Below are 25,484 nucleotides of genomic sequence, written 5' to 3' on the forward strand. Positions count from 1 at the left end.
AGACTGGGATGACAGGAAAAAAAGGCATTCTGATGACACTATTAGTGATGATTGTTTTTATACAGAGTTTTTTCCTTTTAACTCTTACCAAAAGAAATTGCCTGAAGGTAATAAATTTTTGGTGCCAATGAGGAAAGAGGTGGTTTCTAATCTAAAGTTTTTACTAGCCAATGAAATCGCGCGATTTGCAACAGATCTTATTAAAGAGCAAAAAAAAAGAAGACAAAAAATCGGAACTAGGTTTTGAGGAGCTACCAAATGATATAGAGAAGGAGATAGAAAAGTATGTAGATTATAATATAATTGATGAAGTCTTTGATAAGGGATCTTATCTATATGGTGCGGAGTGTGTTGATAGAAATTTGCAACGTTCTTTTGTAGATTTGCTCTCATCGAGGATAACAGGTTATGAAAATGGTCCTAAAAAAACTAAGGATTTTTTAGAAGAGAAAGGAAATTATGTATATCTAAAGAAAAGCATTTTTGATAATCCTAAGCTTGTTAAAGACATAGTAAAGCATATAGTATCTCTGACATGCCGTTGTTTTGATACTCCAAATACCGAGGATGATAATCCAATTACCGAGGATGAAATGAATAAAACTCTGAAGTTCGCAGTTGTTGATTTAATTTGTAAGGCACTACCGCACCTACCAATTGATTCTATGTGGCATACTTCCCATAAAGAAAATGAAGATGAGTATTCAATTTTGGCTCCTGTTATTGATTATGATAATTACATAGAGTTTTTAAATGAAAAAGAAGTTGATCATATTAATAATAAGGTGTTTGGTGGTTCACCTAAGAATTCAGTTATAGGTAAATCACATAATGGAAACTCAAGCAAATTCCTTAGGCCCGACTACTATGGTGAAGGTAAAGGTGGGGATGATGCTTCGGCTAAAGATAGTGGCTTTGGCGCTTCTTCAGCACGATCTTCTTTTAATAAGCCCAAAACAACATTTAACCAACCGTCTGTATCACAGCCTGACCAGCATTCTGCAAAAAAGCAGACATCAACTAGTAAAAAATCAGATTGCTGTATTTTATAGCTCAAGAAAATTAGACTATTTGAGGACGAATTGTGAATGAAAGGTTATTTGCCAAGGTATAGCTGCCTTGGCCTACAAATCTTGGTTTCTTCATCGTTTACCATTTCATACCACTGGGCAACCCAACCAGTGGTTCTTGCAAGTGCAAAAATGGATGTAAACATACTTGAAGGGATACCGATAGCATTCATTATTATACCTGAGTAAAAATCAACATTTGGATACAACTTACGTGTAATAAAATACTCATCCTTTAAAGCTATTTCTTCAAGTTTTTTTGCAATTTCAAGTAATTCATTGTTTTGCTCTAGTTTGCTTAAAATCTCATGACAAGCATCCTTTAATATAAGCGCGCGCGGATCATAGTTTTTATAAACACGATGTCCAAATCCCATTAGCTTAAATGGATCTTTATCATCTTTAGCTTTCTCAATGAATCTATCTACATCTCCACTTTGCTCTATCTCTTTTAGCATATTTATAACTGCCTCATTAGCTCCACCGTGTGCTGGACCCCAAAGTGTAGCAACTCCTGCAGACAGGCTTGCAAATAGATTAGAACCAGCTGACCCTACCAATCTGACAGCTGCTGTAGAAGCATTCTGTTCGTGATCAGCATGAAGAGTAAATATTTTATCCAGAGCTTTTACAAAAAGGGTATTATTAACAGCACTGCCAAATATCATATTTAAGAAATTCTCACTATAACTTAATTTATTATTAGCATTTATGAATTCCTGATTGTTGATATGTCTATAAATCATTGCAACAATTGCAGGAACTTTTGCTATTGCAGAAATTCCAAAATCTAAATCTTCACCATTGACATTGTTGCCATGCATTTCATGGTAAGACGCTGACAAATTTGCAAAACATGCAACTAAAATCGACATAGGGTGAGCAGTTTTTGGAAATGCTTTGATTACATTTGTAACTTGCTCTGATACTTTGGATGATTCTTGTATTTTGAGAAGAAATTTTTTGTGTTGCTCTGAACTGGGTAATTCACCATAGAGCAATAAATAAATCACAGCAGTAAAATTATTATTCTCTGCCAAATCAGCTATATTATGTCCCCTATATTTAAGAACTCCTTCATCTCCATCAATGAATGTAATTGTAGAAGAGCATGAAGCTGTAGAAACAAACCCTGGATCGTAAGTTAATAATCCTGTTGTCTTATATAAGTCCTTAATATTTAACACATCAGGACCTACTGTTCCACTTAATACGGGCAGATCAATTTTTGACCCATTACTTAGTTCCAATAATGCTTTTTTATCCATCACTTGAGCTACTTAATTTTATACAGAATATACAAACTGAAGAGTATATATTAATACAGCTAACTTTACATTAACAGTATTAAGCGGTCATCAATGCTTTTACTTTTGCATTTAAGCGACTTATTTTACGCGCAGCGGTATTCCTATGAATGACACCTTTATTTACACATTTGTGTAAATTGGATTCAGCATTCCGAAATGCCAAGACAACATTCTCTTTATCACCAGACTTGATTATATCAACTAATCTTCTAATAGCAGTACGAGTTTTGCTTTTTCGCATCTTATTTACTAAAGTACGCTTTGCTATTACCTTCATCATTTTTTTAGCACTCTTATGATTTGCCATATATTAATACCTGTACTTTTCTTTTAATTATAAAGTTTTTTTGTTAATTTGCAATATCAGTTTTTTCTGCAATTAATCTACTACTTCTTTCTTCAATGATTTTTTCTAAACTTTGCAAGAATTCATTTTTGTTTAACCCAGGATATATGGGAGGTAATATTTCTATTACCGCCTTTCCGGGATTCTTTCTCAGAGAAAGTATGCTTTTTGGCCAAAACAAACCAGTGTTTAAAGCAATCGGTAACACAGGAACAGATAATACGCTATATAAAGCAGCAATACCCGATTGATATTTTATATTTTGGTTTATAGTTGTTCTTGTACCTTCAGGAAATATTATTATGCCTCTATTTTCTTTTATACACACTTTTGCTAATTTCATGATATGACGCACAGAACTAATACCATCTGAGCGGTTAATAAAAATCATTTTTAATGCCATGAGATGCAAACCAATGAATGGAATCCATTTCAATTCACGTTTTAAAATAAAAACTGCTTTTCTAAAGAGTAGTATAAAAATAAATGTTTCAAATGGAGATTGGTGTTTAGATGCAATTATAAAAGGTTGCTTAGGAATGTTTTCCATTCCCCTCACTTCATATTTAATGCCACATAATAAACGCAACATGAATAATACAACTCTCACCGAGCAAACAAGGAAAATGGTTATTACACACTCAGGAAAGAAAATTACAGGGAGAGTAATTAAAGTATAGAATACTTCCCATAATATAAGGAGTAAATTAAATAATAAACTTGCAATCACAAACACACGTAAACTTATTTGAATTTAACTTTACTACAAAACTAAAAGCAATAAGTTTAATTATTGATCATCTGAGTAATAGGATGAGAATCAGCTAATTTGTCCTTTAACTTTTCGTTAGCAATATGAGTATATATTTGTGTTGTAGAAAGATTAGTATGGCCAAGAATTTTTTGTATCAGCACAATATTTGCTCCGCTATTCAGTAGATGGGTAGCAAGAGAATGCCTAATCACATGTGGAGAGATTTTATTTTCATCAATATCGCACTTTCTTGCTAATTCCTTTATTAATTGACCAACTCTTTGCCTTGTAATTGGTTTATTAGGTTTATCACCTGGGAATAGCCAATCAGATTTTTTGTTGTTAGGGAGCAGATTGTCACGAATTGATAAATAATCTTTAAGGCTTTGCAATGCTTGTTGATTAAAAAAGATTTGCCTTTCTCTGCCACTTTTTCCCTTTATTATTATGTAGCCTTCCTTACCATTACTGTTTACTAAATGTGATACTTCACATAACTTCATATTGATTAGTTCAGAAACACGCATCCCGGAAGAGTAAAGAATATCTAAAATTGCACATAGCCTTTTACTGCTTATCTCTTTATTCGATCCGCTTGCTGATTTTTTTACTGTTTCCATGAGCAAAAATATTTCTTGAACACTTAAATACTTAGGCAAAGGACGGGAAACCTTTGGATTTCTTAATTCATTATCATTAGCCGGTGCTGGATTAAAATCTATTATTCCATCATTAAATAGGCACTTATAGAAATTTTTGATAGCAGATATTTTTCTTGATATAGAGCTAGTTTTATATTTCTTTTGTGTACGTAAAAAGTTTACATAATCTTTAATATTAGCTTTACTTGCACCAACTAAGGTAGTGCCTCCTTCTAATAAAAATTTTTCAAGTTGGTGTAAATCTGAACGATAACTTTCCAAAGTATTTTGTGTAGAGGATTTTTCGGAAACCAAAGTATCTATGTAATACGTTATGTAAAGATCCTCTTTTTTATTTTGTGGTTGTTTATTTTTCATTATCAGCTCCTATATTTATTTCTTTGACTATAATTTGATTAAAAGTATTTTTTGTATTTTTTATAAGAAAATATGAGATAAATAAAACATTTATCAATAAAGTAAGTACTACAAACCTTTGTTTTAACCTTTTTTTTAAATTTGATCTTATTTTTACCATATTTCAATTATAACATCAAATCTATAAAAAACATCCTGTAAAGTAAGTTTTACTATCATATAAAATATTCCTTAGCTATGTCTGTTTATGCTTATTACATCATAGTATTTATTATAATTTTAACATAAAGAGATAGTGATTTCAACTTCATTATTGTATGGGTATTAATAAATCTTTAATATATATAACAAATGTCTTGCAGCAGAAGGAATCACTTGGGACTTTTTTTTAATAAAGTGTTAATAAAAGGAATGGTTACATTTGATCCTATGGATTCACTATCTATTTTTTCTATAATTTTATTAATGCTGTGGAAAGAACGTTCTATTCTTGCTAGAATATAATTAATCACTTTTAAATCAATTTTTAACTGTTTATCTGAAAATCGTTTTATTAGCATAATTCTTAATAATTCCTCGCTTGCAGGCAAAATTTTTACGCTGGTAGTTGACAATATTCGGGAGCTTAAATCTCTTAGTTTGAAGTTAAGCTTTTTTGGTGAAATTGAAGAAGTGATTAGCAGTCTCTTATCATTTTCTTTCATATAATTATAACAATGTAACAACATTTCCTCATCTTTAATGTTTTGTACATCCTCTAAAATAAACGCATCGCTATACCTAATTTCGCTTACAAAATTATTCACATTGATAAAAATTGCATTGTTTATTGATTGCCAAATATGAGCAAGGTGAGTTTTTCCAGAGCTGTTAGGTCCAAAAAGAATCAGGCATTTCCAAGATAAATCGTTAACTATTGAGTTATATACGTGCTTATTTTCGTCTAAGGTGATATAGTTTTGCCAGCAATAATCAACTTGATTATTGCTAAATAAATTTAATTGCACGTAAAGCCTCTTACATTACTACTTTTTGATAATAATTTTTGCATAAAAATTTACTTGCATCTCTCAAATGTATCAGGGGTCCTTTTTCTTTTTATCGTGAACTAATTAGCCATTTTTATAAAGCTCACTTTCAAAATATTTATTGATTGCATATTCTACTAATACAATGAACATTCCTATTATTGGAATAAAAAATAATATACCTATAAACCCAAAATATGAGGTGCATATGACAACTCCTAAAATAATGATAGTTGGATGTATATGAACTTTTTTTCCTATTAATAAAGGCACTAATATGCTTGAGTCTATTAATTGACCAACACTAAATAATAGCAAGACAGCAGTACTTTCAAACCATCCACTAAATTGAGTAATGGCGCTCAAAAATCCGATAATAGTGTATAATAATGGCCCTATATAGGGTATAAATGTTAATGTTCCTGATAAAATTCCAATAGCTACAGAATGCTTCAGCCCAATTATGCTAAGGCCCACGGAGTAAAAGATCATCATGACTATACATACGTTTAACTGTCCCTTTAGGTAATTAGATATAATGAAATCTACTTTGGAAAAATAACCTGCAGCTTTTTCTCTGTAAAGAATGGGAATTAGTTTATTAGCCTTTTCTACAATTGCAGGCCAATCACGTAATACATAAAAAAACACCACAAGCGTAATAGCTATTAATGATACCATGTAAATCAAATTAAAGCTTGAATTTAGCACTTGAATTATAAGATTACTGCCCATGCTAAGAGCATTTATAAAATAAGATATATAATCACTGTAATTTTCTACTAGATTTTTAGACAAGTGATCAAATAAACTATCTTCAGTTTTTATATTAAGAAATTCTAGCACAGAAGGAATCACTTTAAGCTTTAATGAAGGTATCTTATTCACTAAGAAATTTAATATTAAAGTAATTTGAAAATATATAATAGGTAAAACAAATGTGATAACTAATATAAAAGCTATCAATAAGGTAAGTATTATAAAAACTACAGAACATGAACGTGGTATTCTATATTTTTCAAACTTGGTTACTAGCGGGTTAAATAGATGTGCAACAAAAACAGATATTAGACACGGAACAATCATAGGACGCATCAAAAATAATGCCCCTATTATGAAAAGCAGTACACAACAAATAGTTATATGACGTTTTTGCATGTGTTTAGAATAGTTAATTTACCGAAAAATATACAGTTTTTTGTAAGTACTATCTATTCATTATTTTATTAGGCATGAGATCAGCCAAATTTTCACTCAATTGCCAACTAGATAAAACTCCGTTATGCGGGTTATCTGTAAAGCCTCTCAGATTAACGATCTTAATCGAATTTCTATTTAACAATAGATCATCTACTGCCTTTGCCAATTGTGCAGGATATGGTATTAAGGTGTCTCTTTCATGATTAATGACTACTATTGGTATATTATCATTTTGTAGCTTTTGTATATTGCTTACTATATCAAAATCTAAATTTAGGACCTTAAGCATCTTTTTCAATAAGCATGAGGGCAGTACACTTAAAATTTTTGCTTGAGGAATTGGAAAATGCTTTATTGCATTATGAAAAGAGCTGAAAGTGCTAGTAAAAATAACGCCTCCAAGTTTAATATTTTTGTCTGTAAAATATTTTAATACTTCTGATGCAACTGCTCCTCCAAAGGAATGGCCGAAAAGTATGATGTTTTCAGGTTTTACACCCTTGTCCATTAATTCATTGATTTTTTTTATCGAAGACTGAGATAAGCTTTTATTCTTATTTATAAATGGAATCATGAGTATTGATATAGACAAAAAAGTGCAAATCAAAGCTGCTAATATTGCTGAATTCGCTGTCCTAGACGTCATTGGGTTGGTAAATAATATCAGAGCGGGTGATAATATGGATATTCCTAAAAATAAGAAACTAGCTATTGCGTAAGTTATATAGTTTTGAAATGCAATTGGGTATTTATGTGCATGAGTGTAGAAATTAGACCTATGGAGATATGTAGATCTATCTTGTATATACCTGGACGCATTTTTATAATTATCACCTATTCCATGAAAAAATATAAGATGTATCTCATTTTCTTTATTATACTTAGCAACGTGCATTATTTCCCTCTAACATATATTACACCTAGTAAAAGAATATTCTTTTTTGAGAATTGGATCAAACTTTTTTAAAATGCTAGATAACTTGTATTAACAACGAAAATGATAAGCATGTACACTAACAGACTTGAGGAATACAAGATAGCAGCATTAATAGTTGCAGCAGGAGTAGGCAGTAGATGCAATGCCAAAATCCCTAAACAGTATATAAAACTGGCAGGTAAGTCTGTTTTATTTCACACAATTAGAAAATTCTTAGCTAATCAGTACATAAGTTACATAAGAGTGGTAGTAAATGAAAGTCAAAAAGATTTCTATAAAGAAGTTACGTCATCAACTATAGATACTAAATTGCTGAGTCCAGTATGTGGAGAAAAAAGCAGGCAGAGTTCAGTTAAACTTGGACTGGAGAGTTTGCAAAAGATCAATCCAGATTTTGTTATTATACATGATGCTTGTAGGCCTTTTGTATCAAATATTCTAATAAATAACTTGATTGAATCTATGATTAATGGTCAATATACAGGAGTAGTTCCAGCAATAGAAGTCGAGGATACTATATCGTTGGTGAGTAATAATTTCGTTGAATCTGCGATTTCAAGAGAAAAACTTAGAGCCATACAAACCCCTCAAATTTTTAATTTCAGAGAATTATTATCGTGCCATCAGTCAGTCAAAGAATTTACTGATGATTCATCACTAATGGTGGAGCATAAAAAACATGTTGCGATTATTGAAGGTGAGAAAAAGAATTTTAAGTTAACTACAAAAGAGGATATCAATATGGCAAAACTTCTCTTTGGAGAGCCAAAATTCCGTGTCGGAACCGGTTATGATATACATAAATTTGTTAAAATTCAAAATGATGCTAAGAGCTTTATAAAAATTTGCGGTGTGGAAATTGAGCATAATATGGCAATAGAGGCACATTCCGATGGTGATGTTGCAATACATGCAATCGTTGATGCAATACTCGGAGCACTAGGATGTGGCGATATAGGAGAACATTTTCCTCCTAATTCCTCTAAATGGAAGGATTGCAATTCATCTCATTTTCTTGACTTTGCTGCTAAAAAAGCACAGGAAAAAGGATATAGCGTGTCTAATTTAGATATTACTATAGTTTGTGAAGAGCCTAAAATATCGCCTTACAAAGCAGGAATGAAGGAATTCATATCAAAAATATTAGAAATTAATGGTGAATTCGTAAATATCAAAGCAACCACAGCGGAAAAATTAGGTTCTATTGGAAGAAATGAGGGAATAGCAACGTATGCTTCTGTGCTATTGCGTGCAAATTTTTATTGAAGGTAGAAACGAAATAACTTACTTGACAAACTCCACCATTTCACTTCCATTGCAAGGAAAGTGGGAAGGTTTGTCAAGAAATTTCTATGAGCTACTTTCGACATTAATAGCTGATTCAAGTCTTCTATTCAAAATTTTCAATATAAAATCCAATTCATTTGAGTTGTTATAACGTATCATGACTTTACCCTTAGAATTACTGTCATTAATTTTGATCTTTAAACCAAGCTGAGAAGATATAGCTCCTTCTAATGCTGCCATATCTTGATTTTTAGTACAATTATGCTCTTTTCGGTCGTTATTTTGTTGTAAGTCTTTTATCAATTTTTCAGTTTGTCTAACGCTCAGGCCCTGAGAAACTATTCTTTCTGCAATACTTTCCGCATTTTCAACATTAATCAATGCTCTTGCATGACCCATAGACAATTTTTTCTCGTTGATCATTGTTTTTACTCCATTAGGGAGTGACAGCATTCGTATCATATTGGTTATGTGACTGCGGCTTTTACCTAAAGTTAAGGCTAATTCTTCGTGTGTATAGGAGAATTCATCTATTAGTTTTCTGTACGCCTCACCTTCTTCTATTGGATTAATGTCTTGCCTCTGTATGTTCTCAATTATCGATACTTCTAAGCATTCCTTATCATTTAAATCTTTTATGATGACTGGCACACTATCAAGATTTGCAATTTTACTTGCCCGCCAACGACGTTCCCCTGCTACTATTTCATAATCGTCATCATTTGGATCTTTGCGCACCACAATAGGCTGTATAATGCCATTTTTCTCTATCGAACTTGCAAGTCCTTTCAATGACTCCTCATCAAAATATTTTCTCGGCTGAAATTTGCTCGGGTGTAGTAATGAAATAGGTAACCGATCTTCTTTATTATCATAATTATCGCCTATGAGGCCAGCAAGACCTCTACCTAAGCGCCTATTGTCCTTCACGCTGCACCCTCACTTATCAGCTTCTTCTCTTTACAGATGCTCATGTGTTTCTTGAAAATTTCTTTTGCCAAACTTATATATGCTTGTGCACCAGGACACTTAAGATCATATACAATAGCAGGTTTTCCATGAGAAGGCGCTTCTGATAACCGTACATTACGTGGAATAATGGTCTCATATAAGGGGATAATAGTTTTATATACTTTATCATTTAAATATTGGCAAATATCATTTTTAATCTGCTCACTAAGTTTGTTGCGTCTGTCATACATTGTGAGCAATATTCCTTCTATTGCCAGGAAAGGGTTTAGGTTATTTCTTTTTATCAGCTCTACAGTCTTAACTAAATGGCTCAATCCTTCCAGAGCGAAAAATTCACACTGAAGAGGAACAATAATCGAGTCAGCAGCGGTCAGAGCATTGATAGTAAGCAGACCAAGTGATGGAGGGCAGTCGATGATTATGTACTCATAATTATCACGCACTTTCTCTAGAGTGTCTTTTAGTACGAATTTTCCCTGCTCAAGTTGTGATAGCTCAATTTCTGCAGCTGATAAGTCAACCACTGATGAAATTAACGATAAATTTGGAATTTCCTTTATATGAAAAATTGCCGACTCTACCAATTCACTTTCGTTGCTCAGCAGTATTTTATATATATTTTTTTCTTCTCTACTACGATAAGAAACCCCGAGCCCTGTACTAGCATTCCCTTGGGGATCAAGATCTACCAATAAAGTACTTTTTCCCACAGCAGCAAAGGCTGTCGATAAATTTATACTAGTTGTGGTTTTACCAACTCCACCCTTTTGATTTACTATTGCAATGATCTTGCTCACGCCTTTCATCTTATGTATAAAATAACTCTATTGTATATATGCAAGAAATTTTTGCATTAGAAAAATTTTTTTGTTGCCAATCATGCTCAAAGTAAACTGCCTTTTTTTGTCTTGTGTAACACACTTTGAACCTTATTTCCTAACTCATTCAGAGTAAATGGTTTGGGTAAAAAATGGAAGTCTTCTATATTGATTTCATCGCTCTTTAAAAAAGCATCCTCTGCATACCCAGAAATAAAAATAACTTTGATGTTTGGCCTATGTATCAATGTTTCTTTAACTATTTCTGGACCACTCACCTCTGGCATGATTACATCAGTGATTATTAGATCTATGTGTTGATTTTTTTTTCTAATGATCTCTAGTGCCTCGCTGCCTATACTCGCTTCTATTACATTAAATCCTTTTCTTGTAAGAGCCTTAGCAGTAAATTCCCTTACTGAATCTTCATCTTCAATTAATAAAATTATACCATTACCTTTCATCTCTACCGGTTTCTCTATTTCTTTACTATCTTCCTCTTCATCATTTTCATCTGATATGTAAACTATGGGCAAAAATATGCTAAATTTAGTTCCATGATTCACTTTGCTAGCAACATAGATGTATCCTTCGGTTTGTTTAATAATGCCATATACAGTAGAGAGGCCAAGACCTGTACCAGAAGTAATATCTTTGGTAGAAAAAAATGGATCAAATGCCTTTTCAATTATATCACTCGTCATTCCACATCCAGTATCAATCACTTCAATCACAACATAATTCCCATGTTCAATCGTTTCCTTATCTGGAGAAAACATATCCTGAGGTGTAGAATTTAATGAATCAACCTTTTGATTAAAGGTTCGTATAGTTAACTCTCCCCCCTTTTCCATAGCAGCACCAGCATTAACTGCTAAGTTAAGCATAACTTGCTCTAATTGTCCTTGGTCAGCCCTAACAGCACCCAAATCGCTACCATAATAAATATTAAATTTTATATTTTCACCTATTAATCTTTTGATCATTTCATAAAGATTAGCTATCGTACCATTTACATTAATAATCTTTGGCTGCAAAGTCTGTCTTCTTGAAAAAGCAAGCAGTTGTCTTACTAAATTTGACCCACGTTTTGCATTTTGCTGTATCTGTATTATATCTCCAAAAGATGGATCGCTAGCTGAGTGCTGGAGTAAAAGCAAATCACAAAATCCTATTATTCCGGTTAATATATTATTGAAATCATGTGCAATACCACCTGCTAATTGCCCTATAGCTTGCACCTTTTGATAATGCTCAAGTTTTATCTCTAGTTTTTTACGTTCAGTATTATCAATAAAATAACAAAGTATGAACATCACTTTATTATGAAGAAACTTATTAAAATATATTTTCATGTTATTACCGCCATTGAGCTGCACATCAAAGGACGCATTATTTATCCTATTACTTGAAAAATATTCACGCACTTTCATATGATAACCATCTGATATCAATGCAAAGATAGAACCATTATTTGACCCCGCAAGTTTTACTAATGCTATATTTTTCTTTATAAAATTGCCATTTATGTCGCATTGTGCAATAGCAATTGACGAATTTGTAAAACAAGGGTGTAGTTGATAATCAACAATATTTGATTCAGTTGGTGTTATAAAGCCGTGTATATAGCTATGATTGTATTTATCACAAAATATAGCAGTACTCATATAAGCCTTAAATGGAGCACCGCTTATAGTAAAAAACATAATTTCATTTTTGGTTATTGTATCGTCATACTTAGATTGAGATATAAAATCATTGATTGAGCTACCTTTTTCCAATTTTTTTAGTTCAAACATGTCTAAAAATCTTTTATTTACAGATAAGATACCTCCTTTTGTATTTGCAACGTAAGTTGCTATATTGTGTTTCTCTATCAACTCTTCATATACCTGCTCTTTGTTTACCTGTGTTGCCTTCAGTACAAAATACCCACTCGGTCTTGCTATTGGGGCTAATGATAAATTTAAAGTCTTATTACTATTTATAGCAATTTGTGGATTATCCGGTATTGGTTCAGAGAGCAAAAGAAAGTTAGATATTCTACTCTTCTTGCTTAAGGAAATGCATACTTTTACAGAAGTGTTATTTCTTAACGCATGATAGAGTGATTTTCTGTCTTTTTCTGAAACATCTCCTGCTTCAAGAATTTTATCTAGCGTAACATCATCGTTTATGTGATCTTTAAACCTTTCGTAGAACCTCGCATCAGCATAAATAATACCCTCATCTTTATGTAAAATGAGACAAAACTCTGTATTATGATTCAGCGCATTTGCAAATATTGCATTTTGAAACTCTATGATATTAAGTAGATACTTGTAACGTTTTATATTATATACCACAAAGAGAGTCATTAGAGTACTAATTAATAAATTAATCTCTATATTAACATGCTGACTATATACATTAGAAAAATAGAGTACTGATATTGCTATTGGAGGTAAGAACATAATGACTGCCATCACAATAATTGACATCCCATAATTTCTTAGTATGAAGTCAACTCTGTTCTCTTTTTTGTTATCTATGTATCTTTTACTCATTATTATTGCTTGGCATCCTTGCACATATAAAAATATTCTACTATATTGATTTAATTATTATAGATTTATTAACATCCTTGATGGGTAGTTACTATCCCAATCTAATTAAGTCCTGTAAATATAGAGTACAATAATATTAATAAGCCAACAGAAGGTATTATGGAAAAACAAAAGACACAAGCATTTGAATGGTTCTGCGCACTGAGAAACAAGATCACCGAATCTTTCTTATCAATTGAGGTACAGTCATTCACAGAACCAAAAATCGAAAAAAGAAAGTGGAACCGACCAGGTGGAGGAAGTGGTGAATCTACAATTATCTTTGGTAATATTTTTGAAAAAGTTGGAGTAAACGTTTCAAGAGTATACGGAAAGCTCGCAGACTCAGCCATTAATGAAATTCCTGGTGCAAGTGAAAGCAATGGAGAGTTTTGGGCAAGCGGTATATCTTTAGTGTCTCACATGCAATCTCCCCTTATCCCTGCAGCACATATGAACACAAGGCTGATATATACCTCAAAACAATGGTTTGGTGGAGGAATGGACTTTACTCCAATTTGTAAAGATGAGGTAGATTGCAAGTATATTCACGAATCAATTAAAGCAACTTGCGATGAGTTCAACATCGAATATTATCCGAAATTTAAAAAGCAATGTGATGATTACTTTTTTTTACAACATAGAAAAGAGCCACGTGGTATTGGTGGAATTTTTTATGACAATCTAACTTCTGGCAACTGGAAAAATGATTTTGAGTTCACAAAAGCAGTAGGTGAAGCCTTTTTAGAAATTTACTTACACATCATACACAAACATATGCAAAAATCTTGGACAAAAGAACAACGAGAAGAACAATTGATAAAACGTGGCAGATATGTGGAGTTCAATCTTCTTTATGATCGTGGTACAAGGTTTGGTTTAATGACTAATGGTAACCCCGATGCAATTATGATGTCGATGCCGCCTCTTGTCAAGTGGGTGTGAAAAGCGGTTATTAATATAAAATAAATCGTTATAGTTTAAAATTGTACCACAATGGTGAGCTTTTATATAGAGGGGTACAATCATGGGTATAGTAGATAGTTTTTTAATTAAATCTGCTAGAAATAGCAATATAAGAGGCGTGAGGCTAGCTTTAAGTCTTCATAATATAGTAAACAGCTTTGAAAAACTCTTTTCTAGAATTAATCCTTTTAGGAACAAGGGGTCATTTGACTTGAATAATGATCAAACTTTAAATCGAGCTTTAGAGTATGCAGTAACAAATCTTGATCATAATGTAATGACGTTACTTATTAGTGCTGGAGCAAATATTAATGAAATAAATAATAGTATAGGAAATGTAATCCTTCAATACAAAATAGCATCAGAAGCTATGCAGTACGGAGATAAGGACAGTCTCAAAGATCGTAAAGAAAAATGTTGTTTAGTGCTTGGTGAGCTAATAAAAAAAGAAAGAAAAGAAATATTGGAGATTTTGAAACAAACGGAAAGTTGTGACAAGCTTAAAGAGGAAGTAGAGCTAAAATTTAAGGCCAACTCACCTAAAAAACCTCCTAGAATTTTTGAACATGATGATATTTTACTTTTAAAAGAGCCCATTTATGATGAGGTATATGACGCTAAGGTTAGTAACTCATTAGAAGAGTTGAGCGTATCGGAAGAATCCATTTATGCTGAAGTATATGATTTGCATAAAAGATCTACCGAAAATTTATCATTGAAAGATAGTGGTTATTCTAGTATATCAGGAGAACCTATTTATGAAGATGTAGATGATTTCTCAGAGCAAAAAAAGCCCACCAGCTTAAATCATAAAGAGCAACCAGAGCCTATTTATGCTAAAGTAGATTTATCGAAAAAGAGATCAGAAAGACAAGCAAAACATATAAAAGATAATTCTGGGACTTATCATGGATTAGTGAAGGATAAAGTGAATAATTTGCAAGTAAAACTAAATGAGCAAAGTACTAATAAGCCAGCAAGTCAGCAAATCAAGACCAAGGCTGGCTTTAACGTAAAAGAAATAAGGCAAAATTTTGAGCGTAGAGATTCTGGATACGATTCTGGCTATGATTCAGATACAAAAGTTGAACAAAAATTAGATTTAGGATCTAAAGCTCCTAAATCTGAGATAGGTTCAGTAAGCATTGAACATGGGGTAATAGGAGGCTGTCGATATAAAATCACTGATATATCACTCTAACTGTGTGATTCAAAATAATTGAATTGACTTTATATGTATAATCGATATAACTCAGTTAGATTCAAGTCGACTCTTTCGTCTAGTGGTTAGGACACCACCCTTTCACGGTGGTAACACGGGTTCAAATCCCGTAAGAGTCACTCAAACAGAATGCAAATAACTAAAGTTTTGAATGAAAAAAATTAGGCTTTATGTTGAAGAAGCTTTATCACAAAATGTAAGTTTGGCGCTTCATCCACGACAAAGTCACTATATTTACAATGTAATGCGGCTTAAGAAGCATGATAACATCTATCTTTTTAATGGAAAGGATGGAGAATGGTTAGGAGAAGTAGTGAATATATCAAGTAAATCGACAAAAATTATAATAAAAGAACGCACTAAACAACAACAACATGAAAAAAATCTATATTTGTATTGTGCTCTGGTAAAAAGCGGCGCCTTAAGCAACATAGTAAGACAAGCAACTGAAATGGGAGTAACCTGCATTCAATTTATTTCAACAGAACGTACAGTAGTAAAAAACATTAACCTAAGTAGAGCGAAATTACAGGCAATTGAAGCTGCGGAACAATCCGGTAGGACAAGTATACCACAGATTTTTCTTCCTATTAATTTTTGTGAATTATCCGATTCCCAGAATAAAAATTTTGTTTTGTGTGATGAAACAGGTGAAGGACAACCTCCTAATAAAGTTCTAAAAGGCAAGAAAAACGTTGCTATTATTGTTGGCCCCGAAGGTGGTTTTTCATCTTACGAACTTGATTCTGCCAATAAATTTTGTCAGAAACTGAGTCTAGGAAAAAGAATTTTGAGAGTTGATACTGCTGTAGTTGCTGCATTAACCTTCACCAATTGGTATAGCTAGATTTTTTAATATGGCTAGTGCAACTTGACACTCTATATAAAGAAATCTGCATTATATTTTTCCTAAAAGAAATAAATGAAACTTGCATTTTTCCGAACTATCGATACTCTTAGTAAAGAAGTCGGGGCGTAGCGCAGCCTGGTAGCGCATTTGGTTTGGGACCAAAGGGTCGGGAGTTCAAATCTCTCCGCCCCGAGATTAGAAAAATTACAAGAGCACTGTAACCTAAGAGCAATTTTTATCAGCAAGTAAATGATTGACAGCAGAATGAAGCTTTTTTCATATAAATCACTGCATATCATATTCTATCGCTCAAGTTTATAAAATAATTGACAATGTTAATTTTCTAATTTATAAATGGATTTTGAAGTGATTACCGAAGGAGGTATAGAGTTTGATTGAAGTATCAGTCCATTATGGTGATGTAGATAGAGCTCTTCCAGTGTTGAGAAAAATAATTCAAAAGGAAGGAAGAGGGCTCAAAATGAAAAAAAAATATCACGAAAAGAAATCAGAGAAAACAGCTAAAAAAAAAGCTGAAGCAAGGAAAAAGAGGTATCAGCAAGAATGCAGAAGACAGCGTTATGGTTGGTAGTTTTTACTAAGGTTAATAATTAGTTATCTTATGAATATTCATGAATATCAAGCAAAGGAAATTTTACACAAGTTTAATGTCCCGGTACCAAAGGGTTTTGTTGCTACATCTGCAGAAGGAGTAGAAACTCAAATAAATCAACTAAAATCTGACGTGTTTGTGGTTAAAGCTCAGATTCATGCAGGTGGTAGGGGTAAGGCTGGTGGTGTAAAGCTAGCAAAGTCAGTTGAAGAAGCTCAACAGTTTGTAAAGAACATGATTGGTATGACTTTAGTTACTCATCAAACAGGGCCAAGCGGGCAGCAAGTAAGAAAAGTGTACGTTGAAGAAGGCTCAAGCATTAAGAAAGAGTATTATTTAAGCCTGGTAATCGACCCGAAGCTCAGTAGGCCAATATTCATATTTTCCTCAGAAGGTGGAATGGACATCGAAGAAGTGGCAAAAAATTCTCCTGCAAAAATTGTGAAATTTGATATTGATTCTGCTACAAGTTTTGATAGCAGCAAGTTAAGCAGCAGTTTTCATTTGAGTCCAGAACAAATAGAAAAGATATCGAACATTGCAAAAAAAATATATGATGCGTTTATTGCAACTGACGCGAGCCAAATTGAAATTAATCCACTGGTTGAAACAAATTCTGGAGATTTTATTGCGCTCGATGCGAAAATTAATTTCGATGACAATGCTTTATATCGTCACCCAGAAATTATGGAACTTCGTGATTATGATGAAGAAGTGAAAGAAGAGATAGAGGCTTCAAAGTATGGGCTCAGTTACATCAAAATGGATGGCAGTATTGGTTGCATGGTAAACGGTGCAGGTCTTGCGATGGCAACAATGGATATAATAAAATACTACGGAGCAGAGCCTGCTAACTTTTTGGATGTTGGTGGTGGAGCGAGTAAAGAAACTGTAACTGAAGCATTTAAAATCATATTGTCTGATAGCAACGTAAAAGGAATTCTGGTTAACATATTTGGTGGTATAATGCGTTGCGATATTATCGCAAGTGGAATTGTTGCGGCTGCAAAAGAAATGAGCATTAAAGTTCCTCTAGTGGTTAGATTATCAGGTACTAATTTTGAAGAAGGAAAAAAAATCTTAGAAGAGTCAGGATTAAATATTATTGCTGCAGATGAACTGGGTGATGCTGCGCAAAAGATAGTAAAAGAGGTAAAATAAAGCATGTCCGTTTTAGTAAACAAAGATACAAGATTAATATGCCAGGGTTTTACTGGTGCACAAGGCACATTTCATTCAGAGCAAGCAATTGATTACGGAACGAAAATGGTGGGAGGTGTAACTCCTGGAAAGGGTGGTAGCACTCACCTTAATTTACCGGTTTTTAATACTGTAGCAGAAGCCAAAGAAAAAAACGGTGCAAATGCCACAGTTATATATGTACCTGCTAAATTTGCTGCTGCTGCAATACTTGAAGCAATAGATGCAAAAATAGAATTGATAATTTGTATTACAGAGGGCATTCCTATACTTGATATGGTGAAAGTTAAGCGTGCGCTTATCGGCTCAAAAAGTCAATTGATTGGTCCCAACTGCCCGGGAATTATTACACCTGAAGAATGCAAAATAGGAATTATGCCTGGCCATATCCATAAGCGTGGACACATAGGAATTATGTCTCGCTCCGGAACTTTAACTTACGAAGCAGTAGCACAAACAACCGCTGTTGGTCTTGGTCAATCCACATGTATCGGAATTGGGGGGGATCCAGTTCATGGTATGACATTTGTTGACTGTATGGAGCTCTTTTTAAAAGATGACGATACTCATGGTATTGTAGTTATTGGTGAAATAGGTGGAAACGAAGAAGAAGATGTATCACATTTTGTGAAAACAGAAAAAACTAAAAAGCCAATCGTTGGTTTTGTAGCAGGCCAAACGGCACCTCCAGGAAGACGTATGGGACACGCTGGAGCAATCATCTCTTCCAGCGGTGGAAGTGCTGGTGCAAAGTTAGAGGTTATGCGCAGTGCTGGGATTGCGATTGCAGAAACCCCTGCTGTGATTGGTAAAAAGGTGTTAGAAGTAATGAGTGTCAGTGCCTAGCCTAGGTCATAAAAACCCTATATCCCCAGTCATCAGTATATTTTTTGACCACTCAATCAGTAAATGACCTCCTGGTAAATGTACTGAAGTTTGTTTAGTAGCCAAACACTTACGAAGTATAGATGCAACAAATGCTGCACAAGCCGCACTACCACATGAAGCAGTAATACCTGTTCCTCTTTCCCAAACTCTTAAGTTTATTTCTCCAGATTTTTCTATTTGTGCAATACTAACATTTGTTTTCTGAGGAAATAATTCGTGATTTTCTAGCTTTGGTCCTAAATTCTGCAATGGTATTTCGCTTATGTTATCAACAAAAAAAACTATATGAGGGTTACCAATATTTACTGCAACTGGCTCTTTCAGCATTTCAAGCTCTATAGGTAGATAAAGGGGATCGCATTCACAAGAAAGAGGAATTTCATTCCATTTAAGCAGTGGTTTACCCATATTGACCTTTATTGATTTATCACCTACTTTAAAACATTCTAAGATACGATTATTTATCAGCTCAATAGTGATATATTCAGTACCTTTTTCTAACATTATCAAATATCCAACACAGCGTGCTGCGTTTCCACACATTTCAGCTCGACTACCGTCAGCATTGTAGATATGCATAAAGCAGTTTGCAGCATTAGACATTGTTATAATTATCACTTGATCACAACTGCCTTGATCAGCAATTTGTCTATAATTCCAGTCTAAATTATTTGCTGAACGTGAGTCTATGATAACAAAACTATTGCCAGTACCGTGCATCTTTACAAACGGGATCTTGTTTGTTAGGTTACTTACCATTATAGCAAAATTACATAAGTGAAAATTTTTCTTCTAATTACAGCTGTTTTGTATTCTATAGTTTTCTGTAATGTGAGTGCTAAGTCAATACCGGAGAACAGCAAAATGCTCTTTTGGCAAACTGGAGTTAGAAAGGGAGCAAATGTTTTCAATAGAAAAGTTGATAGTGACTTAATCAAATCAGCAAAGGAATACAAAATTGGTTTTATTCGTCTTGCTCCTGACAAATTTGAAACTACGCAACGTGACTTCCTCTTAGGCAATGCAGACAATTATCCTGGCCTGATTTCCAAAGATCTGAAAGTTCTGAAAGATGTTTTAGATGCTTTTCATCAATAAAAAATACCAGTAGTATTAACGATGCTTAGCTTACCTGGATCTAGATGGAAGCAAAATAATAACGATAAAGATGATTTACGTTTATGGTCAGATCAAGCTTTTCAAAAACAAGCAGCAAAATTTTGGCAAGATCTTGCGAAAGAGCTTAAAGATCATCCTGCTATTGTTGGATATAATATCTTAAAGTAGGGTCGAGAACTGGCGCGCCTCTTTAGGGTTTGGTGGCTGATCCATTATTTTCATGTTGGTCCTCAATCCAAAATTCCCATGTTTACGTTTCCAATTCCCGCCTCATCAAACGCAGCATGCGGATTTCCCGCACTACGCTTTCCTAGTAGATTCTTACCAAAGTTTATAACATATTGTGCTGGTAAGGCTTTCGGAACGTAATATCTTATTCTATAGTCCGAATATAGACCAAGGGTCTCATATATACATTCGCTACTCCACCTTTCCCAACCAAATCCTTTTGCTTTTCTGGCTTGCATCATATTGCGTCTTGTTTTCTTCTCTACCCACTGTTTAACGTAGCTGAAGCTTCGACTTGAGTTTCCTATTCTAAAGTAGTTTACCCACCCTCTCAATATTGGATTGATGATCTGAATCACTCTCCTTATTGGTTGCGATTTATAGTTACTGAATACCTTCTTCAACTTTTGAAGTAGGCTTGTTCGTGTTTTCATCTGTGGTGTTATCTGTACTCTCCACTTTCCTTGTTTTGTAATTTTCTTTCGAAAGTCAAATCCTAGAAAGCCGAATGTTTCTCCTCTCTTTAGATTGGCAATTTTTGTCTTTTCTTCATTTACACTTACTTCTAGTTTTGCTAATTCTTCTTGTAACCTTTTGTACACTAATTTCTCGAGCCATTCCCATCTCTGGTGCCCATCTATCAGTATCACTAAATCGTCTGCCCATCTGGCGTATTCTATACGTTGATATTTTTCTTCCCTGGTCACCTCTTTTGCTCTCTCTAGCATTTTGTCTACCTCATTGAGGTATATATTGCTCAACAACGGTGAGATCGGCGACCCTTGCGCTATTCCTCGTTTTCCTCCTACCTTAAGGATTAGCTTGATCAAGTGCATGATTTCTTTATCATTTATTCTCTTGGCAATTTTCTCCATGAGAATATGATGTCGTACGTTATCAAAATAGGATTTCAGGTCTACATCAATACATTTTGTATTGCCTTTGATTGCTGCTTTCGCTACTCTGCTTACTGCTTCATGCGCTTTTCTCTTGGGTCTATATCCATATGATCCGTCCTGAAAGTCAGATTCATATATCGGTTCAATTATTAGCTTTAGTGCACTTTGCACTATTCTATCCCGGATGCAGGGTATGTTCAACGTTCTGAGTTTTCCCCCAACTTTTGGTATTTCCTTTCTCCGGTTCCTATTTGGGCTATAGGTTTTGGTTATTAGTTCATGTCTTATTTGCTGAAGATACTTTTCTAAGCCTTCTGCCTCTATCGATTTGAATGTTACCCCATCAATTCCTGGTGCCCCATTGCTTTTCTTTGTTAGCTTATATGCTTCTTCTAGTGTCTCCATCTTGCAGACGTGTACATAGATTCCCCAGAATCGCCATTCCGGTTCTGCTTTCGCTTTGATATATATCTTTCTTCTCAGGTCTTGTAATTTTATTGGCATTTTTGTCATTTTTACCTTTACCTTCCTTTTGTTAAAAGATCTCTACTAGTAGGGTGCCTTTGCTCCATGGGCGTTACCCCACTTCTTCGCTACTACACACCCATCCGCCACCCTTTCATCTTCGGTTCATTTCCTGTTTTCCAGTTATAGAACCTACCACTCCAAGGTTTTTCTCCTTGGGATGAGGAGGGTTTCTCCAGTTGCTTTATATGTCCTTATTACCATGCTGCCACTATCACCCCGCTAAAGTAGGTATGCTGTATCATTCGTGTTTCAGCCTCCTATATTGCTTTCGCCCTGGTTCAGTGGGCTCGGCCTTTAGTACTTAGAGTTTTTCCGGGGCCACCCATGTGTTCGTTTTCACTGCGGCCTGGTAATTCGCCATTATCCTACGATAACGTTGTCGGTAGGCTTCAACATTTTGGTTTCCCTCCACATTGCTACCCTAGCTACAGGACTCCGACTTTTATCCTGGTGGGTCTGACTCCCACTGAACATCTTCACCTTCTCTGGACACACTGAACCACATCCAGAAAGGCTTTATAATACTGCAGATTCGGCTATTTATAACGTAGAACAAAGCATTGACCTAAAAACCCCTATCATACTGGACAGCAGTAGTTATGGCGATCCTCAGGCTTTCGATAAATTAAAACCACTTAATGATCACAATGTTCTTTATTCATTTCACATATACGAGCCTTTTGTTTATACAAATTTAAAACTAAACCAGGGGAAATTTTTCTATCCAGGATATATTTGTTCTGCTGACACAAATAAAAAAGAGTACTGGAATAGAAATACACTCAGATCATATATAGAACCAGTCAAAGTTTTCCAAGAGAAATATAATATACCAAATTATAAGATCTTTGTTGGAGAGTTTGGCGGGCATCGCTGTTCAAAAGGATTAGAGAGCTATTTTCGAGATCTTACTTCTATTTTTAATGAATATAATTGGCACTTTGCTGTTTATGGTTTTCGTGAAGACGTGTGGGACGGTATGGACTATGAACTTGGAAACGAGAAGCTTTCATGGAAAGACTGGCAAGCAATTGAAAAAGGTACAATGAAAAAAATTACTTACCAGATAATCCTATTTTTAAGGTATTGAGAGAGGGGTGGTCAAAGTAAGTTAACTAGTTTTTGGCCACTCATCATAAAAAAATATTTCTTCTATTGGTCTTCTTTTTTTCTTACTTGTTTCAGCGCCATCTTCTTCGTAACCAACCGCTATCACTGATATTACATTAAAATCATCGGATATGTTGAATTTTTCTACTATTTTATCTCTATCAAATCCACCCATTTGATGAGCCATTAAGTTCATAGCTGCAGCCTGTAGCATAAGTGCATAATTTGCTGCACCAGTATCGTGATTAGCCCAAAAATTTTCACCTTTGTCAGATTTACGGAAATTCTTAGCGCTTAGAGATATAATTAGTATTTGTGCATCTTTTGCCCACTTTTGATTAGATTCATCAAGGCAATTTAACAGCTTTTCCCATGCGCTTTGATTGTTCTGTTTGTTGCATATTACGTATCTCCAGGGTTCATCACCAAAACATGAGGGAGTCAGCCTTACAGCTTCCATTAAAATATCCATGTCTTCCTGAGATATTGCTCTTGTAGGATCGTATGAACGTCCGCTGTGTCTTGCTTTCATCAACGATAATAGATCTTGTTTACTCATCATTTTTAGTTTAATAGTGCATAAATAATTCATTGTAGCACAATATGAGCAAAATTTAAATTGCAAAACCTCTCATACACATATATGACATTTAATAAGTTATTTTTATTGGGAAAGTATGTTTATAACACAATCTAGCAGCAGATCAACACTGGCTGAAATATTGTCTTGCGTTTTACTTTTATTCTTGATGGCTCAAATAAGCATACCATTGCAGCCTGTGCCTATCACATTGCAAACTTTAGGAGTAATGCTTATTGGGCTTAAATTTAACCGCAGAACAGCATTCTATTCTGTGCTTACATATCTATCACTTGGTGCAGCAGGATTGACTGTTTTTGCGAATTTTTCTAGTGGTTATCACATTTTTCTCGGGCCAACAGGTGGATATTTGATTGGCTGTTTAGTTGCTGTTGTAGTAATGAGCAGAGTAAATGAATTACTGAACTCTAAATATAAATCATTTATGTGTAATTCTTTAAGTTGTCTGGCGGGTACATTCGTAATCTTTATTTGTGGTATTAGTTGGCTTACTATTTACGTGGGTCTGAAACAAGCAATAATGGTAGGTGTTTTACCATTCATCCTTCCTGGTTTGGTAAAAATTTTTCTACTTGTAGCAGCTTTGCAGTATTTGAAAAAGTGATAAGGTTTCGTCCTCATCATTTTATGTGCACTCTTGCATTTCAAGGTTATGGATATTCTCAGAGCTTTGTAGAAAATTACAAAAAGATAGCAAGTAAAGTAATTAGTGATCCTAATACTAAAATCGAAGTAGTTGATAATCTTGACACTATTTGTAGTGTTTGCCCAAACCAGACTAAACAAGGTAAATGTATCACACAAGCTAAAGTTTTAGAGCTAGATAGAAGGCATATGGAAATTTTAGGAATAAAAATTGGCGAGATTTTGACCTGGAGTAAAGCATTAAAAAGAATTAGAAAGAAAATGTCTTTAGAGAAATTTGACTACGCATGTGAGGAGTGTAATTGGCAACCATATGGAATGTGTAGAAGTGCTCTTTTAACTCATTCTAAATAGTATCTGCCAATTAATAATATCTTTATTATTATATTAGATAAGTAATTTAGCATTTATGAATTTGTAATGTGTTGCGTATAGTTCAAAGAAATAAGATTTACTGGTTACGCGCTGCAGCCAATTCCACAACACTAGGATCTATGTTTGTCTGCATGTTAATTTGCGTTGTGATTTTATGGAGGTCTTCTGTTACCTATGCTAGTGAAAATTTGGAGATACAGAAGGTCTTTGATAGTGTTGTCAAGCATATAAAAGCTGATAAAAAATATAAAGATCTTGATGTTATCGAGAGAAAAAGTGACAAATTTAATATCAAAATTTCGCAGAATTCTGGCAAGAATTTTGACATATACTCTATTTTAAAAAAAGCAAAAGATTCCTTTGAGTTAGGAGATAGTGAAACAGCTACTTCTCTCCTCAATCAGATTATCGCAAAATTTCCTTATCATGAAAGTGCTTTAATTGGACTAGGGAACATCTATTACGCTAACAAAGAATTTAAAAAAGCTGTAGAGATTTACACAAGACTGTTAAAAGAATATCCTAGCAACCCTTATGTATTAAAGAATTTTCTGACGATAATCTCACAATATGATCCTAATTTAGCATTGAGTGAAATGTTAAAATTGTATGATACACTCAGAAATAGCGCCCCTTTATCAGCAAATTTAGGTTTGATCTATATGAAAAAAGGGGATTACGTAAAAGCTAAAGAATATATGAAAGCAGCAATTTCTTTAGATCAAAACAATATTTTTTATACCTATAATTTAGCTGTTATTCTAGATAAGCTCTCAGATTTTAAAAATGCCACAGCATGTTATTCAAAGTTGTTGAACATGTCAAAAAATGCAAGTGAAAGAATACCTTTATACAAGGTAGCAGCAAGGCTAAAATTTATACAACTCCATAGTGCGCACCCAGCGATTCCATAA

General features: G+C 33.9%; 27 protein-coding genes and 2 tRNA genes. 16 read left to right on the forward strand and 13 right to left on the reverse strand.

Annotated elements, in window-relative coordinates; translation table 11 throughout:
• The first annotated feature begins 170 nt into the window (after positions 1–170).
• On the forward strand, positions 171–1,052 hold the full coding sequence (locus ONG78_RS02515) for a hypothetical protein (RefSeq protein ID WP_264375197.1): 882 nt from the start codon (positions 171–173) through the stop codon (positions 1,050–1,052).
• A gap of 44 nt (positions 1,053–1,096) precedes the next feature.
• On the opposite strand, the gene ONG78_RS02520 is transcribed toward ONG78_RS02515, so the two are convergent.
• From ONG78_RS02520 to ONG78_RS08100, 7 genes are all read right to left on the reverse strand, one after another.
• Positions 1,097–2,338: a citrate synthase gene (locus ONG78_RS02520; RefSeq protein WP_264377589.1), complete on the reverse strand. Its 1,242-nt coding sequence runs from the start codon at positions 2,336–2,338 to the stop codon at positions 1,097–1,099.
• A 79-nt stretch (positions 2,339–2,417) separates the two neighbouring features.
• Positions 2,418–2,687, reverse strand: coding sequence for a 30S ribosomal protein S20 (gene rpsT, locus ONG78_RS02525; protein WP_007302369.1), 270 nt, complete (start codon positions 2,685–2,687; stop codon positions 2,418–2,420).
• 43 nt (positions 2,688–2,730) lie between these two features.
• Positions 2,731–3,456, reverse strand: a complete 726-nt coding sequence (locus ONG78_RS02530) for a lysophospholipid acyltransferase family protein (protein ID WP_029237643.1) — start codon at positions 3,454–3,456, stop codon at positions 2,731–2,733.
• A gap of 56 nt (positions 3,457–3,512) precedes the next feature.
• The gene (locus ONG78_RS02535) at positions 3,513–4,499 is read right to left on the reverse strand and encodes a site-specific tyrosine recombinase (RefSeq protein ID WP_010404031.1); all 987 of its coding nucleotides are present in this window, start codon (positions 4,497–4,499) and stop codon (positions 3,513–3,515) included.
• Between the two features lie 371 nt (positions 4,500–4,870).
• Complete coding sequence (locus ONG78_RS02540) at positions 4,871–5,506, reverse strand: DnaA ATPase domain-containing protein (protein WP_015588224.1); 636 nt, start codon at positions 5,504–5,506, stop codon at positions 4,871–4,873.
• A 105-nt stretch (positions 5,507–5,611) separates the two neighbouring features.
• Complete coding sequence (locus ONG78_RS02545; protein WP_264377590.1) at positions 5,612–6,685, reverse strand: AI-2E family transporter; 1,074 nt, start codon at positions 6,683–6,685, stop codon at positions 5,612–5,614.
• Positions 6,686–6,734: 49 nt separating this feature from the next.
• Entirely contained in the window at positions 6,735–7,622 is an 888-nt protein-coding gene (locus ONG78_RS08100; RefSeq protein WP_265014937.1) for an alpha/beta hydrolase family protein, read from the reverse strand.
• Positions 7,623–7,724: 102 nt separating this feature from the next.
• Between ONG78_RS08100 and ispD the strand changes: the two genes are divergently transcribed.
• The gene (gene ispD / locus ONG78_RS02560; protein ID WP_264377591.1) at positions 7,725–8,930 is read left to right on the forward strand and encodes a 2-C-methyl-D-erythritol 4-phosphate cytidylyltransferase; all 1,206 of its coding nucleotides are present in this window, start codon (positions 7,725–7,727) and stop codon (positions 8,928–8,930) included.
• Positions 8,931–9,014: 84 nt separating this feature from the next.
• On the opposite strand, the gene ONG78_RS02565 is transcribed toward ispD, so the two are convergent.
• From ONG78_RS02565 to ONG78_RS02575, 3 genes are all read right to left on the reverse strand, one after another.
• Positions 9,015–9,881 carry a ParB/RepB/Spo0J family partition protein gene (locus ONG78_RS02565; RefSeq protein ID WP_264377592.1) on the reverse strand — a complete coding sequence of 289 codons (867 nt, stop codon included), beginning with the start codon at positions 9,879–9,881 and terminating at the stop codon, positions 9,015–9,017.
• Positions 9,878–10,720 carry a ParA family protein gene (locus ONG78_RS02570; RefSeq protein WP_264378059.1) on the reverse strand — a complete coding sequence of 281 codons (843 nt, stop codon included), beginning with the start codon at positions 10,718–10,720 and terminating at the stop codon, positions 9,878–9,880. Before ONG78_RS02570 ends, ONG78_RS02565 begins: the two co-directional genes overlap by 4 nt.
• 86 nt (positions 10,721–10,806) lie before the next feature.
• Entirely contained in the window at positions 10,807–13,287 is a 2,481-nt protein-coding gene (locus ONG78_RS02575; protein WP_264377593.1) for a response regulator, read from the reverse strand.
• Between the two features lie 159 nt (positions 13,288–13,446).
• On the opposite strand from ONG78_RS02575, the gene hemF reads away from it, so the two are divergent.
• The 8 genes from hemF (at position 13,447) to sucD (ending at position 19,023) form a co-directional block, all read left to right on the forward strand.
• Positions 13,447–14,271 (forward strand): oxygen-dependent coproporphyrinogen oxidase, encoded by an 825-nt coding sequence (gene hemF, locus ONG78_RS02580; protein ID WP_264377594.1) that lies wholly within the window; start codon positions 13,447–13,449, stop codon positions 14,269–14,271.
• An 82-nt stretch (positions 14,272–14,353) separates the two neighbouring features.
• A complete protein-coding gene (locus tag ONG78_RS02585) occupies positions 14,354–15,493 on the forward strand; it encodes a hypothetical protein (RefSeq protein WP_264376524.1) in 1,140 nt (379 codons plus the stop codon).
• 68 nt (positions 15,494–15,561) lie between these two features.
• A tRNA-Glu gene (locus ONG78_RS02590) sits at positions 15,562–15,633 on the forward strand.
• Positions 15,634–15,665: 32 nt separating this feature from the next.
• Positions 15,666–16,361, forward strand: coding sequence for a 16S rRNA (uracil(1498)-N(3))-methyltransferase (locus ONG78_RS02595; RefSeq protein WP_015588133.1), 696 nt, complete (start codon positions 15,666–15,668; stop codon positions 16,359–16,361).
• A gap of 122 nt (positions 16,362–16,483) precedes the next feature.
• A tRNA-Pro gene (locus tag ONG78_RS02600) sits at positions 16,484–16,557 on the forward strand.
• Between the two features lie 198 nt (positions 16,558–16,755).
• Entirely contained in the window at positions 16,756–16,956 is a 201-nt protein-coding gene (gene rpsU / locus ONG78_RS02605) for a 30S ribosomal protein S21 (protein WP_007302350.1), read from the forward strand.
• A 30-nt stretch (positions 16,957–16,986) separates the two neighbouring features.
• Complete coding sequence (gene sucC, locus ONG78_RS02610; protein WP_264375184.1) at positions 16,987–18,138, forward strand: ADP-forming succinate--CoA ligase subunit beta; 1,152 nt, start codon at positions 16,987–16,989, stop codon at positions 18,136–18,138.
• 3 nt (positions 18,139–18,141) lie between these two features.
• Positions 18,142–19,023 carry a succinate--CoA ligase subunit alpha gene (gene sucD / locus ONG78_RS02615; RefSeq protein ID WP_264376525.1) on the forward strand — a complete coding sequence of 294 codons (882 nt, stop codon included), beginning with the start codon at positions 18,142–18,144 and terminating at the stop codon, positions 19,021–19,023.
• A 6-nt stretch (positions 19,024–19,029) separates the two neighbouring features.
• On the opposite strand, the gene dapF is transcribed toward sucD, so the two are convergent.
• Positions 19,030–19,824 (reverse strand): diaminopimelate epimerase, encoded by a 795-nt coding sequence (gene dapF / locus ONG78_RS02620; RefSeq protein WP_264377595.1) that lies wholly within the window; start codon positions 19,822–19,824, stop codon positions 19,030–19,032.
• A gap of 72 nt (positions 19,825–19,896) precedes the next feature.
• On the opposite strand from dapF, the gene ONG78_RS02625 reads away from it, so the two are divergent.
• The gene (locus tag ONG78_RS02625) at positions 19,897–20,163 is read left to right on the forward strand and encodes a hypothetical protein (RefSeq protein WP_264377596.1); all 267 of its coding nucleotides are present in this window, start codon (positions 19,897–19,899) and stop codon (positions 20,161–20,163) included.
• Positions 20,164–20,184: 21 nt separating this feature from the next.
• Positions 20,185–20,352: a hypothetical protein gene (locus ONG78_RS02630; RefSeq protein WP_264377597.1), complete on the forward strand. Its 168-nt coding sequence runs from the start codon at positions 20,185–20,187 to the stop codon at positions 20,350–20,352.
• 62 nt (positions 20,353–20,414) lie between these two features.
• Here ONG78_RS02630 and ltrA read toward each other — a convergent pair whose 3' ends face one another.
• The gene (gene ltrA, locus ONG78_RS02635; RefSeq protein WP_264377598.1) at positions 20,415–21,824 is read right to left on the reverse strand and encodes a group II intron reverse transcriptase/maturase; all 1,410 of its coding nucleotides are present in this window, start codon (positions 21,822–21,824) and stop codon (positions 20,415–20,417) included.
• A 598-nt stretch (positions 21,825–22,422) separates the two neighbouring features.
• Here ltrA and ONG78_RS02640 point away from each other — a divergent pair.
• On the forward strand, positions 22,423–22,929 hold the full coding sequence (locus ONG78_RS02640) for a glycoside hydrolase family 5 protein (RefSeq protein ID WP_264378060.1): 507 nt from the start codon (positions 22,423–22,425) through the stop codon (positions 22,927–22,929).
• A 21-nt stretch (positions 22,930–22,950) separates the two neighbouring features.
• Here the strand turns inward: ONG78_RS02640 and ONG78_RS02645 are convergent, their stop codons facing one another.
• A complete protein-coding gene (locus ONG78_RS02645) occupies positions 22,951–23,541 on the reverse strand; it encodes a nitroreductase family protein (protein WP_264377599.1) in 591 nt (196 codons plus the stop codon).
• Between the two features lie 85 nt (positions 23,542–23,626).
• Here ONG78_RS02645 and ONG78_RS02650 point away from each other — a divergent pair, with 85 nt between their 5' ends.
• The 3 genes from ONG78_RS02650 to ONG78_RS02660 all read left to right on the forward strand — a co-directional run bounded on the left by ONG78_RS02650 (position 23,627) and on the right by ONG78_RS02660 (position 25,484).
• The gene (locus ONG78_RS02650) at positions 23,627–24,154 is read left to right on the forward strand and encodes a biotin transporter BioY (protein WP_264377600.1); all 528 of its coding nucleotides are present in this window, start codon (positions 23,627–23,629) and stop codon (positions 24,152–24,154) included.
• A complete protein-coding gene (locus ONG78_RS02655) occupies positions 24,151–24,549 on the forward strand; it encodes a DUF1284 domain-containing protein (protein WP_264377601.1) in 399 nt (132 codons plus the stop codon). Before ONG78_RS02650 ends, ONG78_RS02655 begins: the two co-directional genes overlap by 4 nt.
• Positions 24,550–24,617: 68 nt before the next feature.
• The gene (locus ONG78_RS02660) at positions 24,618–25,484 is read left to right on the forward strand and encodes a tetratricopeptide repeat protein (RefSeq protein ID WP_264377602.1); all 867 of its coding nucleotides are present in this window, start codon (positions 24,618–24,620) and stop codon (positions 25,482–25,484) included.

This window comes from Wolbachia endosymbiont (group B) of Philonthus cognatus, from assembly GCF_947179345.1.
Taxonomy (GTDB): Bacteria; Pseudomonadota; Alphaproteobacteria; order Rickettsiales; family Anaplasmataceae; genus Wolbachia.